15 protein-coding genes and 1 pseudogene are annotated in these 15,048 nt (G+C 69.8%); 5 read left to right on the top strand and 11 right to left on the bottom strand.

Annotated elements, in window-relative coordinates:
• The 3 genes and pseudogenes from G3573_RS13070 to pseH form a co-directional block, all read right to left on the bottom strand.
• Positions 1-420: pseudogene (locus G3573_RS13070) on the bottom strand (hypothetical protein); the annotation flags it as partial.
• A gap of 57 nt (positions 421-477) precedes the next feature.
• On the bottom strand, positions 478-3,159 hold the full coding sequence (locus G3573_RS13065; protein ID WP_163261593.1) for a transcriptional regulator: 2,682 nt from the start codon (positions 3,157-3,159) through the stop codon (positions 478-480).
• Between the two features lie 48 nt (positions 3,160-3,207).
• Entirely contained in the window at positions 3,208-3,777 is a 570-nt protein-coding gene (gene pseH, locus G3573_RS13060; protein WP_163261591.1) for a UDP-4-amino-4,6-dideoxy-N-acetyl-beta-L-altrosamine N-acetyltransferase, read from the bottom strand.
• 155 nt (positions 3,778-3,932) lie between these two features.
• On the opposite strand from pseH, the gene G3573_RS13055 reads away from it, so the two are divergent.
• A complete protein-coding gene (locus tag G3573_RS13055; RefSeq protein WP_163261589.1) occupies positions 3,933-4,115 on the top strand; it encodes a hypothetical protein in 183 nt (60 codons plus the stop codon).
• A gap of 4 nt (positions 4,116-4,119) precedes the next feature.
• Here the strand turns inward: G3573_RS13055 and G3573_RS13050 are convergent, their stop codons facing one another.
• The 6 genes from G3573_RS13050 to G3573_RS13025 form a co-directional block, all read right to left on the bottom strand.
• Complete coding sequence (locus G3573_RS13050) at positions 4,120-4,941, bottom strand: flagellin (RefSeq protein ID WP_163261587.1); 822 nt, start codon at positions 4,939-4,941, stop codon at positions 4,120-4,122.
• Positions 4,942-5,104: 163 nt separating this feature from the next.
• On the bottom strand, positions 5,105-5,395 hold the full coding sequence (locus G3573_RS13045; protein ID WP_163261585.1) for a flagellar protein FlaG: 291 nt from the start codon (positions 5,393-5,395) through the stop codon (positions 5,105-5,107).
• Positions 5,396-5,509: 114 nt separating this feature from the next.
• The gene (locus G3573_RS13040; protein ID WP_163261583.1) at positions 5,510-6,283 is read right to left on the bottom strand and encodes a flagellin; all 774 of its coding nucleotides are present in this window, start codon (positions 6,281-6,283) and stop codon (positions 5,510-5,512) included.
• Positions 6,284-6,794: 511 nt separating this feature from the next.
• Complete coding sequence (gene flaF, locus G3573_RS13035; RefSeq protein ID WP_163261581.1) at positions 6,795-7,163, bottom strand: flagellar biosynthesis regulator FlaF; 369 nt, start codon at positions 7,161-7,163, stop codon at positions 6,795-6,797.
• On the bottom strand, positions 7,123-7,548 hold the full coding sequence (flbT, locus tag G3573_RS13030; protein WP_163261579.1) for a flagellar biosynthesis repressor FlbT: 426 nt from the start codon (positions 7,546-7,548) through the stop codon (positions 7,123-7,125). The genes flaF and flbT overlap by 41 nt, the downstream gene beginning before the upstream one ends.
• Positions 7,549-7,726: 178 nt before the next feature.
• Entirely contained in the window at positions 7,727-9,742 is a 2,016-nt protein-coding gene (locus G3573_RS13025; RefSeq protein WP_163261577.1) for a S8 family peptidase, read from the bottom strand.
• Between the two features lie 591 nt (positions 9,743-10,333).
• Between G3573_RS13025 and G3573_RS13020 the strand changes: the two genes are divergently transcribed.
• The 4 genes from G3573_RS13020 to G3573_RS13005 all read left to right on the top strand — a co-directional run bounded on the left by G3573_RS13020 (position 10,334) and on the right by G3573_RS13005 (position 13,292).
• The gene (locus tag G3573_RS13020; RefSeq protein WP_163261575.1) at positions 10,334-10,807 is read left to right on the top strand and encodes a hypothetical protein; all 474 of its coding nucleotides are present in this window, start codon (positions 10,334-10,336) and stop codon (positions 10,805-10,807) included.
• Between the two features lie 4 nt (positions 10,808-10,811).
• A complete protein-coding gene (locus tag G3573_RS22015) occupies positions 10,812-11,225 on the top strand; it encodes a hypothetical protein (RefSeq protein ID WP_205598238.1) in 414 nt (137 codons plus the stop codon).
• Positions 11,226-11,359: 134 nt separating this feature from the next.
• Positions 11,360-12,223, top strand: a complete 864-nt coding sequence (locus G3573_RS13010; protein WP_163261573.1) for a MoxR family ATPase — start codon at positions 11,360-11,362, stop codon at positions 12,221-12,223.
• Positions 12,224-12,305: 82 nt separating this feature from the next.
• Entirely contained in the window at positions 12,306-13,292 is a 987-nt protein-coding gene (locus tag G3573_RS13005) for a cadherin-like beta sandwich domain-containing protein (RefSeq protein ID WP_163261571.1), read from the top strand.
• Between the two features lie 8 nt (positions 13,293-13,300).
• On the opposite strand, the gene G3573_RS13000 is transcribed toward G3573_RS13005, so the two are convergent.
• Together G3573_RS13000 and G3573_RS12995 are read right to left on the bottom strand one after the other, a co-directional pair.
• Positions 13,301-14,128, bottom strand: coding sequence for an isocitrate lyase/phosphoenolpyruvate mutase family protein (locus G3573_RS13000; RefSeq protein ID WP_163261569.1), 828 nt, complete (start codon positions 14,126-14,128; stop codon positions 13,301-13,303).
• 198 nt (positions 14,129-14,326) lie between these two features.
• Positions 14,327-15,048 (bottom strand): EF-Tu/IF-2/RF-3 family GTPase (locus G3573_RS12995; RefSeq protein WP_240454683.1); only part of this gene is annotated, 722 nt, incomplete at its 5' end.

The raw sequence follows: 15,048 nt of genomic DNA, 5'->3' as shown, positions 1-15,048 counted from the left end.
GACCTGCGGGGCCGGGGTTGGCTCGGCCACGGGCGCTTCGACCGGCGCGGTCGGCGCGGAAGCGACGATCGGCGCGGGCGGCGGCGGGGCGAGCGAGGCGGTCTCGGCGGCGACCAGCGCGCCGGTCTCGTCCAGACCGACGTCCAGCGCCTGGGCCGACACGCCGTTGCGACGGGCGCACTCGGCCAGGGTGGCTTCGCCGACGAACTGGCCGCCGACGTAGCAACGCAGATTGCGGGTGACGTCCAGGGTCGGGGCCTCGTCGACCGAGACCTGCAGGCCGCCCTTCGAGGCGGGCGGCGCTTCGGTCGGCGCCTTGCCCTTGCCGCCCATGGCGACAGCCGCGATCACGACGCCCGCGAGCACCGCCGCGCCGGCGCCGAGCGCCAGGACGACCCGCTGGTCTTTAGGAAACTGCATCGGCCTCGCCTAAGCTTCACCCGCCCGTGGGGAATAAGGCCCGCGCCGGGGCCGCCGTCAACCGCCGCCGAGACGCGACAGCGCCGCTTGATAGTTGGCGAGCTGGGCCTGCAGGTACGCGGGAGCCTGACCGGTGATCGGCTTGGCCTCCGGCTTGCCGTCCGCGGCGAGCGCCCGATAGGCGCTGCGGATGGTCAACAGCGCGGAATCCAGTTTCGACAGCGTGGCCTTGATCGCTTCTTTTCCGTCCAGCGACAGGTCCCGAGGCAGACGGAGGCCGTAGACCGTCGCGGCGTCGGCGTCGGTGGACTTCTGACGCACCAGGCCCTCCGACAGGCCGAGCGCGGCGAGCGCGCGGCCGCCGTCTTCGCCGCCCATCACCTCGACGTTCGAACGATCGTCGCGCGGCAAGATCTGCAACCGCTCGAAATCCCCGTCCTTCACCACCGAAACCTTCGCCTGGTAGCCCGAGGCGCGTTCGATCTTGCGGGCGACATCAGCCAGGGTGTCGTTGGCGCCGATCTCCACCGCCGTCTGCCGCCCGGACGGCCAGTTGCGGACCATGAATCGGTCGCCGGCCCGGGCCGAGGTCGCGGCGACGATCTTCTTGGAATCGGCCCCGTCCAGGGTCCCCGCCGGCAAGCCGAGCCGGTCCAGCACGCTGGCCGCCCCCTTGCCCACCGCGATCGCGGTCGGCGCGGCCTCGCCGTCTTTGCCAGAGAACCGGCGGGACCACTCGATCGCGCCGGTCGTGGGATCGAGCCGCACGAGGTAGCCGTCCTTTCCGGCCGCCCCGACCGAAGGCAGTCCCGGAAGGTCCGTACCGGCCTTGCCCGTCAGCCAGACCTTCCCGTTCGCGACCGCCAGGCCGGCGGCGCTGTCGTCGCCCTCGCCGCCGAACCAGGTCAACCGGTCGCTAGCGTCAGCCACAAGGCCCTCGTCGAACGAGGCCACAAAGACCTCCGAGCCACCGGCGTGGGCGCGGGTGACGACCCCAGCGTCGAGCGACGCGTTCCGGGTCGAGCCGGCCACGATCACCCGGCCGCCGTCGATGGCCAGGCCGGTGAGTTCGCCGCCCGAGAGGTTTCCCAGGTCCCGGGTCGACTCGAGCGTCGGCGCGCCGCTCGGCTGCAGCGCGAGACGGCGCAATACGGCGTGACCGCTCTCGACGCCGCCGACCACCACCGCGTCCCCGTCCACCGCGATCGCCGTGACCTTATCGTCGCCAGCGCTGCCGAACTGGGTGGTGAACTTCGCCGCCCCGCTCGCGCTGAAGCCCTGCAGGTAGCCGTCGTAGCCGCCCAATCCGGTCGCGCCCGGCATGGCCGACTTGGCCCGACCGGCCACATAGACGGAGCCGTCCGCCCCGAAGGCGACCGCGGTCGCCTGGTCCTCGTCGCGTGCACCGCGACGCTGGGTCCACAGCTCGTCGCCCTCGGCGTCGAACACGCTCACGAAGTTGTCCGACTTCGCCGGGTCCTTGCCCTCATCGCCGCGATTGAGCTCGCCGGTCACCGACCCGGCGACCGCCACCTTGCCGTCCGCAGACACCGCGAGCGCGTAGCCGGAGGCCGTCTCGCCCGCCCCCAAGGTGCGCGTCCAGAGCAGCTTGCCCGCGGAATCGTATTTCATGAGGGCGACATCGCGCTCGCCCTTGATCGCCTGACCGGAGATCGCGGTGTCGACGTCGGCGAGTACGAACATCGACCCGTCCGGCCCCGCGGCCGTAGCACGCACGACGTCGACCCCGGTCGCCAAATCCTTCTGGTAGGTTCGCCCGTCGACCCAGTTGGTGTCGCCCGCCGCCTGTACGACAGGCGGCGGCGCGGCGCCGGTGTCGACCACGTCGGACTGGAACTTGACCACCTGCTGAACCGTGGCGCCCGCCTTGCCGGCGGTCTGGGCGAGGTACACGGCGTCCGCGGTGTCGGGCGCCGAGAACTTCACCTTCTCCAGGGAGGTCCCCTTCACCTTGAAAGCGAAGCTGTCCGCCTCGGCCGGAAGGGTCACGGTCTTCGAGCCGAGCTGGATCACGCGCGGCTGGGCCGCGATCCGTTCGACCGCGAACCGGGTCTGGACACCGGCCGCGTCGAGCTGTGCGTTGATATGGCTGACCACCGCGCTCATGGTGCGTGGCGTCGACCCCATGTCGGCCAGGTCGATGTCGACGCGGACGGTCTTGCCGAGCTTGGCCACGTCGATGCTGAACCGCACATCGCCCTGGAACACCGCGACCGCGTCGCCGGCGGCGCCCTTGTGCACGGCCGGTCCGACATAATCATTCGTGTCGCGCTTCACGCCGCCCGTCGACTTCAGCTTATCGGTCGCCGAGCTGCGGACCATCTGAAGGTCTTTGAGGCGCACGTTCTCGACGAAGTCGGCGACCTCGTCCAAGCCACTGGCGAACCGGGCGGCGATCCGCGTCTGCTCCGCCGCGGACACCCCCTTGCCGTCCATCCGTTCCGCCAGCCCACGCAACGCCGCGAGGCCTTGATAGAGCCCGAACAGCTGGCGGTAATCAGCGCTGGCTCCGGGCACGTCCAGCTTGGCGGCGTCAAGGTCGATGAGCTTCTTGCCGGCCAACGCGGCTTGCACGAGCTGGCTGGGCGGGGCCGCTTTGGTGGACGGGTCCCAGGGCGGCGTGGGGTTGGCCTTCCGCGGAGTCGACGCGGCGCCGGTCGACGTCGACAAGGTCGACGTCGAGCCGTAGAGCCCCAGCAGATAGCTGTTGTCGATCATCGACGCGGTCTCGATCAGCTTCCGCCCCAATGATCGGACACGGACCTCTTAAGATTCGTTAACAGCAACCTTGGGGCGACGATCAGGCGCGAGTCCGCGCACATACGTCTCGCGGCGCGCGCGCCATTCGTCGGCCAAGATCGACAGCAGCACCACGTCGCGGAATTGGTCGCCCTTGAGCGTGTGGCGGCGCAGGTATCCTTCGCGCCGGAAGCCGGCTGCGGCCTGCGCCTTCAGGGCCGTGTCGTTGTCGGCCAGCACTTCGGCCCAGACCTTGTTCAGGCCGAACTCATCGAAGGCACGGTCGAGACCCAACGCCTGGGCCGCCCGTCCGACTCCGCGACCGCGCGCGTCGGCGTCACCGATGTACCATCCCCATTCGGCGCGGCGGTCGCAGCCGCCCAGTCCCTTCAAGGTCAGGAAACCGACCGGGAGATCGGCGCGGCAGATGATCCAACCCCGCGAGCCCGCGTCGCCGCGAAACTTGTCGAACCAGCGCTCGTGCTCGTCGAGCGTCTGCGCGGCGCGACCGCACATCCAGCGGTCCACCTCGGGCTCGCGCCGCCACAGGAACAGCCGCTCGCTGTCGTCTTCGGTGAGGTCGCGAAGCTGGATCATGCGACAATTATGGCTCAGTCGGGCCGCCCCGGGAACCGCACCCCGATCGGCGCGGAACGCGGATAGGCGATTTTCGTTTCCGCGTTCGTGGGACGAGGTCGACGGCGCAGCATATGAACCGGCTGCGGAACCTTTGGGCGAACTGGCTCCGCGCCGTGAAACGCACGTTCCGGCGCGCGCCGCCGCGCGCCCCGGCGCCGCTGATCCGCCTGTTCGGCGGCGCTGGACGCCGGATGGACGCGCGGGGGCTGCAGGGCATGCTCGCCGACACGTTCGGCCGGCGCCCCGCCCCGCCCGCCGCGATCGAGGAGCCGCCGCGCAAGGCGGTCGGCTCCTGAGGGATCAGCCCTTGAACAGCGACAGGATGACCTGCGGCGCCTGGTTGGCGATCGACAGGGCCTGGGCGCCGAGTTGCTGCTGCACCTGCAGGGCCTGAAGCTTCGCGCTTTCGCGAGCCAGGTCGGCGTCGACCAGGTTGCCGATGCCGGTTTCCAGCGTGTCGGTCAGCTTGGATACGAAAATCCGGTGGTTCTGAACCTGCTTCGCCTGCGAGCCGAGGGCGCCCAGGACGGAGTTCACCGAAGCCACCGTCGTGTCCAACTGCGCCAACACAGCCGTCGCGTTGGCCACGCTGTTGATGTCAGGCCCCAGGGTGACGGTGCCGCCGCCGACCTTCAGGTTCAGCCCCGTCAGGGTGATGGTCTGCGTGCCGTCGGCGTCAGCCAGGAACTGAATGCTCGGCGAGCCGTCCAGAATATTGGAGCCGTCGAAACGGGAAGTGTTCACGATCTGGTCGATCTGCGTCAGCAGCGACCGGTAGTCGGCGTCATAGGCCGCGCGCGAGGCGGGGGCGATCGACGTGTCCATCGCCGCGACCACCTTCTCGCGGATCTCGTTCAGCAGGTCCGAGATCGATTCGCCCGCCGCCATGGCGACGTCCGAGATCGAGGTGGCCCGGTCGAGGCTCATCTTGACCGCCGAGAGGGCTCCGACGTCCGCGCGCTGTCCCTGAGCCACCGCCCACACCGACGCGTTGTCCTTCGCGCCATTGACCTTGAGGCCGGTGTTGATGCGGTTCTGAACGTCAGACAGCTGGTCGTTCGTCTTGTTCAGGTTCTGCAGCGCGACCAGGGCCGAAGCGTTCGTATGCACGCTGATCGTCATGAGCCTTCTCCTCTCGGCGATACGAATCGGAGGCTAGCTCTTTTTTCCTGATTACATGGTTAACGTGCGTAAACGCCTTCACCCGCGCGGATCCCGAAGGTTCCGCGCGGCGGGCGAACGCTACTTTCCCGGCGAATCGGCCGCCCGGGCCCGGCTTCTCAGGTCACGCTCTGGCGTCGATCAACGCGCCGGCGGCGTACTTCGGATCCCGGCGCCACCGCAGGAGCTCCTCCCGCGGCAGTTGCCGGATCACCTCGCCCGTGCGGCGGTCGAGGACCCGGTAGACGAAGGTGCCCGACTCCGGATCCTGGGCGATCGTCAGACGATAGTCCGACAGATCTGGGCCGACCGACGCTCCCACCGCTTGCGGCTCCGGGACCGGATCGGTCGACGGCGCTGCCTGGCGGCTGGCGGTTTCGACTAGGAACGCGACCTTTGCGACATGTGGCGTCATGCTCCTCGCGCGCCGGCCTCGCCGACCGACGGCTCCCCCAACGAACCGCGCCGCACGGCCAAAGGCGCGCGACGCAGTTGGGGGCGGGCCTTACGGCCCGCCCCCTCGCGTTCCTTAGCGGAACAGGCCGAGCAGGATGCCCGACGACTGGTTGGCGATCGACAGCGCCTGGACGCCCAGCTGCTGCTTGGTCTGCAGCGACTGGAGGCGGGCACTTTCCTTCGCCAGGTCGGCGTCGACCAGGTTGCCGATGCCGGTTTCGACCGCGTCCTGGAACTTGGTCACGAAGACCGAGGCGCGTTCCAGCGACTTCGCCTGGGTGCCCAGGGTCTGCATCGCCGTAGCCGTCGCGTCGATGGCCGCGTCCACGCCGACGACCGTCTCCGGAATGGCGGCGGTCGGGGTGAAGGCGACGCCCACGTCGGCCACTTCCGTGGCCGCGAGGCCGATGCGGACCGAGCCGGCGTTGGCGGCGAAGGCGTCGGTGCCGTCGAACTTGGCGGTCTTGCCGGTCGCGGTGATTTCCGCTTGCAGCGAGGCGAAGTCCGACTGGTAGGCCGTCACGTCCGAGCCGTCGGCGGTGCCGGCTTCGATGGCGACCGCCAGTTCCTTCATCTCCTTCAGGGCGTCCATGATCGACTCGCCGGCCGCGAGGCCGACGTCGGCGACCGAGCGGGCGCGCTGGATCGAGTTCTTCACGGCGTCCAGGCCGCGCATGTCGCCACGCAGGCCTTGAGCGACGGCCCAGACGGCGCCGTTGTCCTTGGCGCTGGAGATGCGCTGGCCGGTGTTGATGCGGTTCTGAACTTGGCCCAGCTCGCGGCTGGTCGCGTTCAGGTTCTGCAGGGCAACGAGGGCGCCGGCGTTGGTGTTGATGCTGTTGGCCATTTTGACCGCTCCATTCCTTCGGGATGTCCGGCGTCATTTTGATGCCGGGAGCATTTTGCTCGGAATGACCTGCTGCAAGGGCGGGGCCAGGCGGTCGGGTTGCGCCGCCGGCACTCAGAACCTTGATTTTCCGCCGGTACTTTTTATTCACCATACCCGCCGGCCCGGCAGCATTTGCCCGACGCGCGCCACCCGGCAAATGCTGCCGGGCGCCCGCGGCAAAATCTGCCGCGCAGACGTGGTGAGGCGCGGGGCGGCGCGAGCGCCCGCTCAGGGCTCAGGGCGCAGGCGGACGGCCAGGGTGAGCAGCACGGGGACATGGCCGGGCTTCGGGCGGGCAACCGCGCGCCGCTGCACGGCCGACTTGAGCCGGCCGCGCCCCCGACACGAACGGCGCCGACCGGACCGCGGCCCTGCCCCCGGCGACTGTAACGTCAGATCAGGCCAAGAACGCCGGCGAGCTCAGGCGCCGCGCCAGGCGCGGCGCCTGGCCTCAAGCCGGGCGCACGGTTCAGGCCGCCTCCACCGCGGTGTCGCCGGCCAACCCCTGCATGATCATGCGGTTGACCTCGATCAGCGGTTCGAAATCCTCCTCCCGGCGCATCACCGCAGAGGAATGGCGGCTCACCCAAAGGCTGAGCGAAACGAACTGGGCGCGCAACGCCGCCGGAAGCGCATTGCTTGGATCCTCGCAGGCCGTGGCCAGGGTCGTCCACAACCGACGGTTCCAGTCGAGCGCGTCGATCCGGACCTGCAGATCGCTTGGGTCGGCCTTTGAGGCCTCCATCAGGGCGCGCGTCACCTGGCCGAACAGCCGATACTCCGCTTCGCGCGGATTCTCAGCCCTCTGCGCGGCCCGCTGATACGCTTGAAGCGACATTGCCCAACACCCCGTCTTCGTAGTCGATCAGCTTCCGGCAGGTCATCAGCGCCTTGTAGTACTCGCGAGCCATCACCTGCTTGGAGGCGTTTACGCAGTCAGTGAGCGCGTCCGGATTGCGGACGACGCTCATGAACTCCCCCAGACGGCGCGCGAACTCGTCGTAGTACCGCTCGGCCCCGGCCTCATCGAGGTACATCATCATCACCGGGAAATAGATCCGGCGCGCCGGCGAGGTCACGTCCTCCTCCTGCATGATGTCCTTCTCGCGCAGGACGGACGCCTTGTTCTGAAGAATCAAGGTGCCGCGGCGATCGCCGTTCTGCACCACGGCGCCGTTCAGCACGAACCGCTCGCCGGGCTTCAGGGACAGCTTCAAAGGCATGACGAAGGAACTCCCCAGGCCCGACTACACTGCTTCGGGACTGAACGGACGCTAAACGGGCGTAGTTAACGAGAGCTTGCGGCGGACCGCCCAAGCGTTAGCGACCGCTAAGGCGCAGCGGCGCGGGCGGCGACATCTTGTCTCCCTCGGCGGAATTGGCCGGGCCGGGTCGGCGCGCCTAGAAGCGGGCGCGCCAGTAGGCGACGACGCCGTAGGCCGGCTCCGCGTCGCGGACGTGGCCGGGCTGCAGGCTGGCGACGGCCTGGAGCTGCAGCACGCCCAGCTCCGACAGAGAGCGCTCGGCGCCGAGCCGCAGGTCCAGCTCGCGGCCGGACGGCGTGGCGTCGATGCGCCGGCTCGAGAACTCCGGCGCCGCGCCGTAGGTCTTGGGCATGTCGGCCAGCATGGCTTCCAGCGTCCCGCCCTCGATGCGCAGCGGCTGGGAGAGCTCGAAGGTCATCCGGCAGTTCGCCGCGCACGGCGCGCCCAAACCCAGACCCCAGTAGGAGCTGACCAGGCGCTCGGCGCTGAGGAAGGAGCCCGCCAGCTCCGTGGCGCCCGCGCCGGCCCGCCAGTTGGCGGTCAGCGAGCCGAACCGCGCCGAGCCGTCGATCGAGGCGAACCGGGTCTGCGCCGGCAGTTCGTAGCCGAGTCCGCCGGGCAGGAAGGAGCCGAGCGGCCCCAGCGGCTCGTTCATCGCGCCGAAGCCCAGGCTCGCCGAGACCCGGTCGCCCTGGAAGCGGGCGTCGCCGCGCACGTAGTCGGTGCCCTCTCGCCACTGGGCGAAGGAGTACGACCGGCGCATGCCCGAGCCCTGCTCGGCCGACAGGCTCCAGCGCCCGGTCGTGTAGCCGACCCGCGCCGCCTGGTTGGGCTGCGCCAGGGCCTGGAAGGTGTCGCGCGCCTGCTCGCGGAACGGGCTGTAGAGGTCCGGACGTCCCGACCAGCTCTGGATCTTGAACCGGCCCAGCTCCAGCTCGGCGTTCATGCTGGCCGTGCTCTCCCGGTCCGCCCAGGCGAACGGATCGCCCATGGCGTGCGGGTTGGTGTCGTCCGCCGTCAGCGACAGGTGCGCCCCGGAGAAGTTGAACCGCGCGGCGGCCGAGCGGCTGTCCAGCCGCGCTTCCGCCAGGGTCACCGGGCTCTGGCGCCCGGCCGTCCCGTAGGCCCCGCTCAGGTCGACGCGGAATTCGCGCCGATAGGCGTCGTAGCCGACGGTCCAGAGGCCGTCGGTGCGCCGCAGGGCGTCGCCGAACGCCGCGCCCAGCACCGCTTCCGGCGATTTGGCGACGGTCAGGCGCTCGCCGCTGGCCAGCAGGGTGGTCGTCGTGCCGACCGGCTGCAGGGCGCGGGCGATGTCCAGCATGCCGCGTCCGAAGACCACGTCGGTGCCGTCGTCGCCGACGTCCAGCGCGGTCTGCAGGACGATGTCCAGCGCCTCGCGACCCGTGAGGTTGGGGAACAGCTGCAGGAGCAGGGCGACGGCGCCGGCCACGTGCGGCGCCGCGAACGACGTGCCCGACACCCGCCAGCAGCCGTCGTTGTCGCAGTTGGTGATCACGTCCTCGCCGGGCGCGACGATGTAGGACTGGGCCGAGACGCCAGCGCGGTTGGAGAAGCTCGACAGGCCGCCGCCGATGGAAACCGAGCCGACCGCCACGACCAGGCCGCCGAAGCGGGCGTCCGTCGCGTACCGCGCCGGCCACTCGGGACTGCTGCCGGAGCTGTTGCCGGCGGAGATGACCACGACCACGCCCGCCGCGGTCGCCCGTTGCAGCGCCAGTTCGAAGGTCGGCCCCAGCGGGCCGTCGCCGCCGATCGACAGGTTGACCACCCGCGCCCCGTGCAAGACCGCGTAGTCCAGACCGCGCGCCAGATCAGGGCCCGCGAACGAGCAGTCGTCCGGGCAGGACCCCGGGCTGTCGGCCCGGACCGACAGGATGGTCGAGCCGTAGGCGACGCCGACCGTCCCGAAGCCGTTGAACTCGGCCGCGATGATCGAAGAGACGTCGGTGCCGTGGTCGTCCACGCCCTGCGGCTGATTGCGGCTCGAAATGATGTCGGTCGACAGGCCTGAGATGTTGTTCTTCAGGTCCTGCTGATTGAGCTCGATGCCCGTGTCGATGACGCCCACGGTCACGCCCGCGCCGCTGCCGCCGCGCGCATAAGCGGCGTCGGCGTGGATCGCGCCCACGCCCCAGTTCTTCTGGAATTCGGAGGACGACGGGCTCGGTCCGGGCCCCGGCGGCGGAGGCGGCGGCGGAGGCGGCGGAGGCGGCGGAGGTGGCGGCGGCGGAACGGGCGTCACCGGGGCGGATCCGCCCCCTCCCCCGCCTCCGCAGGCCGCCAACGGCGCCATGAACATCAGAACGGCGCCGAGCGTCAGCAGCCCCGGCGTCACGCGCAGATATCGCTTAAGCCGCCCGACCATTCATGCTCCCCCAGCATAAAAGCCCGCGCCCATCAGACACGGTTACGCGACAATAGCCAAGCTGGGAGCTCAAAACGAGCGCTCGCACCGGCGCGCCCATCACGGGCGGCCTGCGCCGCATCCGGCCGCTCGAACGTCTCGTCGCGGCGCTTAACCGCGGAGGCGCGCGTTCGTGAAAGAGCCGTAGTAACGGCGACTGGACAGCGGAGCTGGAGCTGGCCTGCGTGTCCAACCCGCCGGCCTATGACGTGTGCTCCTCGGTAATAGCCGAGCTGGCGCAGGCGCTGAGAACGACGTACCGAGCCGGAACAGCCTTCGCTCCTTCACGTTTTCCACAGACGTGAAGGAGCCGTCATGGCCGACACCTACGATTACGACGATCAGGACCAGTCCGAAGTCTTCGACGAGGACAACACCGAGATCGACCCGAACGCGGTCGGAGGCGCCGAGTTCAAGACGTTCGAGGAGATGCCGGACGTCTACGACGCCACCCAGGCGGTGGGCGACGCTCGCGACATGGACGAGCTGGACGAGGCCGACTTCTCGGAGGACGCCGTAGACGACGAGGACCTCGAGGAAGAGGACGAGGTCGTCGACGACGACGTCTACGACGAGACCGACGAGGAGGACGTGGTCGATCTCGACGACGTCGACGGCGTCGACGAGCCCGACAGCGACGACGTCGAGCTGGAGTTCAAGCCCGACGTCGACGACCGCCACGGCGCCCAGGCGAGCGCCGCTCATTTCGAATCCCGCGGCGAGCTCGACACCGAGGCCCTCGAGGACCTCGGCTACGCCCCCGATCAAACGGACGAAGAAGAGGAGTAAGGCCATGGCCCGCCCCCACGACCAGGATCCCCGTCAGCGTCCGACCGAAGGGCGGCGCGACCTGCGCAACCTGAACCTCGATCCCCAGGACATCTGGGACGAGCCGGTTTCGCGCAGCGACGCGGTCGAGGCCGCCGGCTTCGAGGCGGTCGGCGGGGCCGGGCGCGAACCGCGCAGCTTCCTGGAGCGGGGGGCCGGCGCGACCAACGCCGACGCGGGCCCCACCCCGATCTGCGCCGACGGCGAGGAGAACGCCGACTACGCCCGCCGGGCCCGCCCCCTGGCCCCGGACGAAAAGCCGGACCAGCTGGCCGACAAGGACCGGTCGGTGCACGACCGTCAGGACGCGCTGATGGACGAGGCGGTGGAGGAAACCTTCCCGGCCAGCGACCCGGTCTCGCCCAAGCACATCACCTGATCGGGCCGCAGCGTCGGACCGAAGGGGGCGCGCCCGCAGACCGGGCGCGCCTTTTGTTTGCGAAACGGCGAAGCCGGTTGTGACCTCGCGCCGGCGCGTTAGTTTGCGACGATCACCTGGAGAGTTCCGTCCGCATGACCGCGCGTTTCGAAGGCACCGCCGACTATGTCGCCACCGACGACCTGAAGATCGCGGTCAACGCCGCCGTGGCGCTGGAACGGCCGCTGCTGGTCAAGGGCGAGCCGGGCACCGGCAAGACCGTGCTGGCCTACGAAATGGCCCGCGCGCTCGACGCCCCGCTGATCACCTGGCACGTGAAGTCCACCACCAAGGCGCACCAGGGCCTCTACGAGTACGACGCGGTCACTCGCCTGCGCGACAGCCAGCTGGGCGACGAGCGGGTCAAGGACGTCCGCAACTACATCAAGAAGGGCAAGCTCTGGGAGGCGTTCGACAGCCCCCGCCGCCCTGTCCTGCTGATCGACGAGATCGACAAGGCCGACATCGAGTTCCCGAACGACCTGCTGCAGGAACTCGATCGGATGGAGTTCTACGTCTACGAGACCAACGAGACGGTGAAGGCCGCCATTCGCCCGATCGTGGTCATCACCTCCAACAACGAGAAGGAGCTGCCGGACGCCTTCCTGCGCCGCTGCTTCTTCCACTACATCCGCTTCCCGGACGAGGAGACGATGCGCGCCATCGTCGAGGTCCACTTCCCCGGCGTGAAGCAGCGGCTGGTCGCCGAGGCGCTGAAGGTTTTCTACGACCTGCGCCAGGCGCCGGGCCTGAAGAAGAAGCCCTCGACCTCCGAGCTGCTGGACTGGCTGAAGCTGCTGCTGGTCGAGGACATCGACGAGAGCGTGCTGCGCGAACGCGACCCCAAGAAGCTGATCCCGCCCCTGCACGGCGCCCTGCTGAAGAACGAGCAGGACGTGCACCTGTTCGAGCGGCTGGCCTTCCTGGCGCGGCGCGAAGGCGGCCGCCCCGGCCAATAGGCGCCCACCAGGCCTTACCGGGAATTCACTAGGGAAGGCCACGGTTCGGCGGCAAGCTGGCGACAACAACAGGGTAGCGAACATGCGCAAGTCGATGCTCGTGGCTGCGGCCAGTTTGGCTGCCATGGTTCTCTCGGCCTGCGGCGACGAACCGTCGATCCGCATCCGCAAGACCGTCGACACCGACGAGCACGGCCCGCTGCGCGTGGTGAACCAGCTGGAATGCCCCGAGCAGCAGGGCCCGCTGACCCGTACCCGCACCTCGGCCGACGGCCTCTCCTGCGTCTACTCGGGCCCGCGCGGCGCCGAGGTGACCCTGCGCCTGGTGCGGGTCGCGGCCGGAAGCGACGCCGAGGCGGCCTTGCTGCCCATCGAAAAGGAACTGCAGGCGCTGATGCCGCAGACCGTCGCCAAGGCGGCCAAGGCGGAAGCCGAGGCGAAGGCGCGGGCCGAAGCCGACGATCGCGCGGCCGCCGCGGCGGAGGCCGAGGCTCTGCGGGCTGAAAAGGAGGCGGCCGCGGCCGAGCGCGAGGTCGAGGCGAACGAACGTGCGGTCGAGGCCGCCGCGGCGCGGGCCGAAGCCGACGCCCGCCGGGCCGAGGTCCGCGAGGCGCAGACCTCCGGCGGGCGCCGCGACAATGTCGACGTGCGCCTCCCCGGCCTGACCGTCCGCAGCGAAGGCGAGAAGACCGTGGTGCGCCTGCCCGGCCTGAAGGTCGACGCCGACGACGCCGGCGCCAAGGTGCGGATCGGCGGCGTGCGCATCAACGCCGACGACGCCTCGGGCAAGGTGTCGATCGACGACGGGGACGAGCAGGTCGACATCCGCGCCCACGACGAGTCTGCCGAGATCCGCTCGCGCAGCACCTCCAGCGGCCTGCGCGCCACCTACATCCTGGTCGACGAGGTCGCCTCGGCCCAGGGCTGGAAGCTGGTCGGCTTCGAGGCGCGCGGCCCGGAGGGCGGCCCGATCGTGGTCGCCGTCGTGAAGAGCAAGGACCGCAAGGAAGACGCGGTCTTCGACGCCGCCAAGGCGCTGGTCAAGCGCAACGTCGGCGGCGGCAACTAGAGCCGCCGTTATTCGACGAGGGGGCCGCCTTCCGCGTCCCGCACCATCAGCCGGTTGAGCGCGGCATACGCGCCCGGCGCCTCGGACAGCGGCTCGGAGCGGCCGTCGCGCAGGAAGTCCGCGGCCAAGGTCCGAGCCCGCTCCCAGACCGCCTCGGGCACGGCCGATCCGGCGCTGAGCCGGCGCACGCCGAGCGCCGCGAGCTCGGCCGTCGGCGGCAGGCCGGCGCGCGCGAGGACGTTGATCGGCAGGCCCGCGCCCGCGACCACGGCGCGGATCTCGTCGGCCGCGGTGATCCCCAGCACGAACAGGCCGTCCGCCCCGGCGGCGCGATAGCGGTCCGCTCGCGCGAGCACTTCTGCGACCGATTCTTCACCGCCGGCCCCTGGGCGCAGGTAGACGTCCGTCCGTGCGTTCACGAACAGGTCGACCCCCAGCCGCGCGGCCGCGCGCCGGGCCCGCTCGATCTTGGCGCACAGGAGGTCGGGCGCGCCTACGCCGTCTTCGATGTTGATCCCGACCGCTCCGGCCGCCACGACGCCGGCCACCGTCGCCTCCACCGCGTCGAGGTCGTCCGAATAGCCGCCCTCGACATCGACGGTCAGCGGGACCGCCACCACTCGGGCGATCCGCTCCACGGTCTCGACCAGCAGGCGCGGCGGCAGGGCGTTGCGGTCGGGATAGCCGTGCGCCCAGGCCACGCCCGCACTGGTCGTGCCGATCGCCCTGGGGCCGAGGCTGTCGATCAGGCGGGCGCTGCCCACGTCCCATACGTTGGCGAGAACAAGCACGCCGGGTCCAACGTGCATGCCGCGAAAGCTGGCGTCGTGGCCCATCGATCTCCCCGTCGAATAGATCAGGCCGCACCCTATTCGGTCAGGGCCGACGTTCGCAGCCGCCTCGCGACCAAACCGGCGCGACTGACGTCCAAAGCCGGCGTGTGCGGCTCCCGGAGAAGGACCAGCCAAACAAAAACCCCGCCGGATCGCTCCGGCGGGGTTCTGTTCAGTCAGCGTCCGGAAGGACGCCGTCGATTACTCGACGATGCGGGCCACGACGCCGGCGCCGACGGTGCGGCCGCCTTCACGGATGGCGAAGCGGAGCTTCTCTTCCATGGCGATCGGGGTGATCAGCTCGACGTCCAGCTCGGCGTTGTCGCCCGGCATGATCATTTCCACGCCTTCCTTCAGCTTGATGATGCCGGTGACATCGGTCGTGCGGAAGTAGAACTGCGGACGGTAGTTGGTGAAGAACGGGGTGTGACGGCCGCCTTCTTCCTTGGTCAGGATGTAGGCTTCGGCCACGAACTTGGTGTGCGGGGTGATCGAACCCGGCTTGCACAGCACCTGGCCGCGCTCGACGTCTTCACGCTTGGTGCCGCGCAGCAGCAGGCCGACGTTGTCGCCGGCCATGCCCTGGTCGAGCAGCTTGCGGAACATTTCGACGCCCGTGCAGGTGGTCTTCTGGACCGGACGGATGCCGACGATCTCGACTTCTTCGCCGACCTTCACCACGCCGCGCTCGATACGGCCGGTCACCACGGTGCCGCGGCCCGAGATCGAGAACACGTCTTCCACCGGCATCAGGAACGGCATGTCGATCGGACGTTCCGGCTGCGGGATGTAGCGGTCCACTTCGGCCATCAGGGCGAGGATCTTCTCTTCGCCGATGCCGGCGTCGCGGTTTTCCACGGCGGCCAGGGCCGAGCCCTTCACGATCGGAATGTCGTCGCCCGGGAAGTCGTAGGACGACAGCA

It is taken from the genome of Caulobacter sp. 17J65-9 (genome assembly GCF_010975005.1).
Classification (GTDB): Bacteria; Pseudomonadota; Alphaproteobacteria; order Caulobacterales; family Caulobacteraceae; genus 17J80-11.
This window is presented reverse-complemented; position numbering and strand designations above follow the sequence as displayed.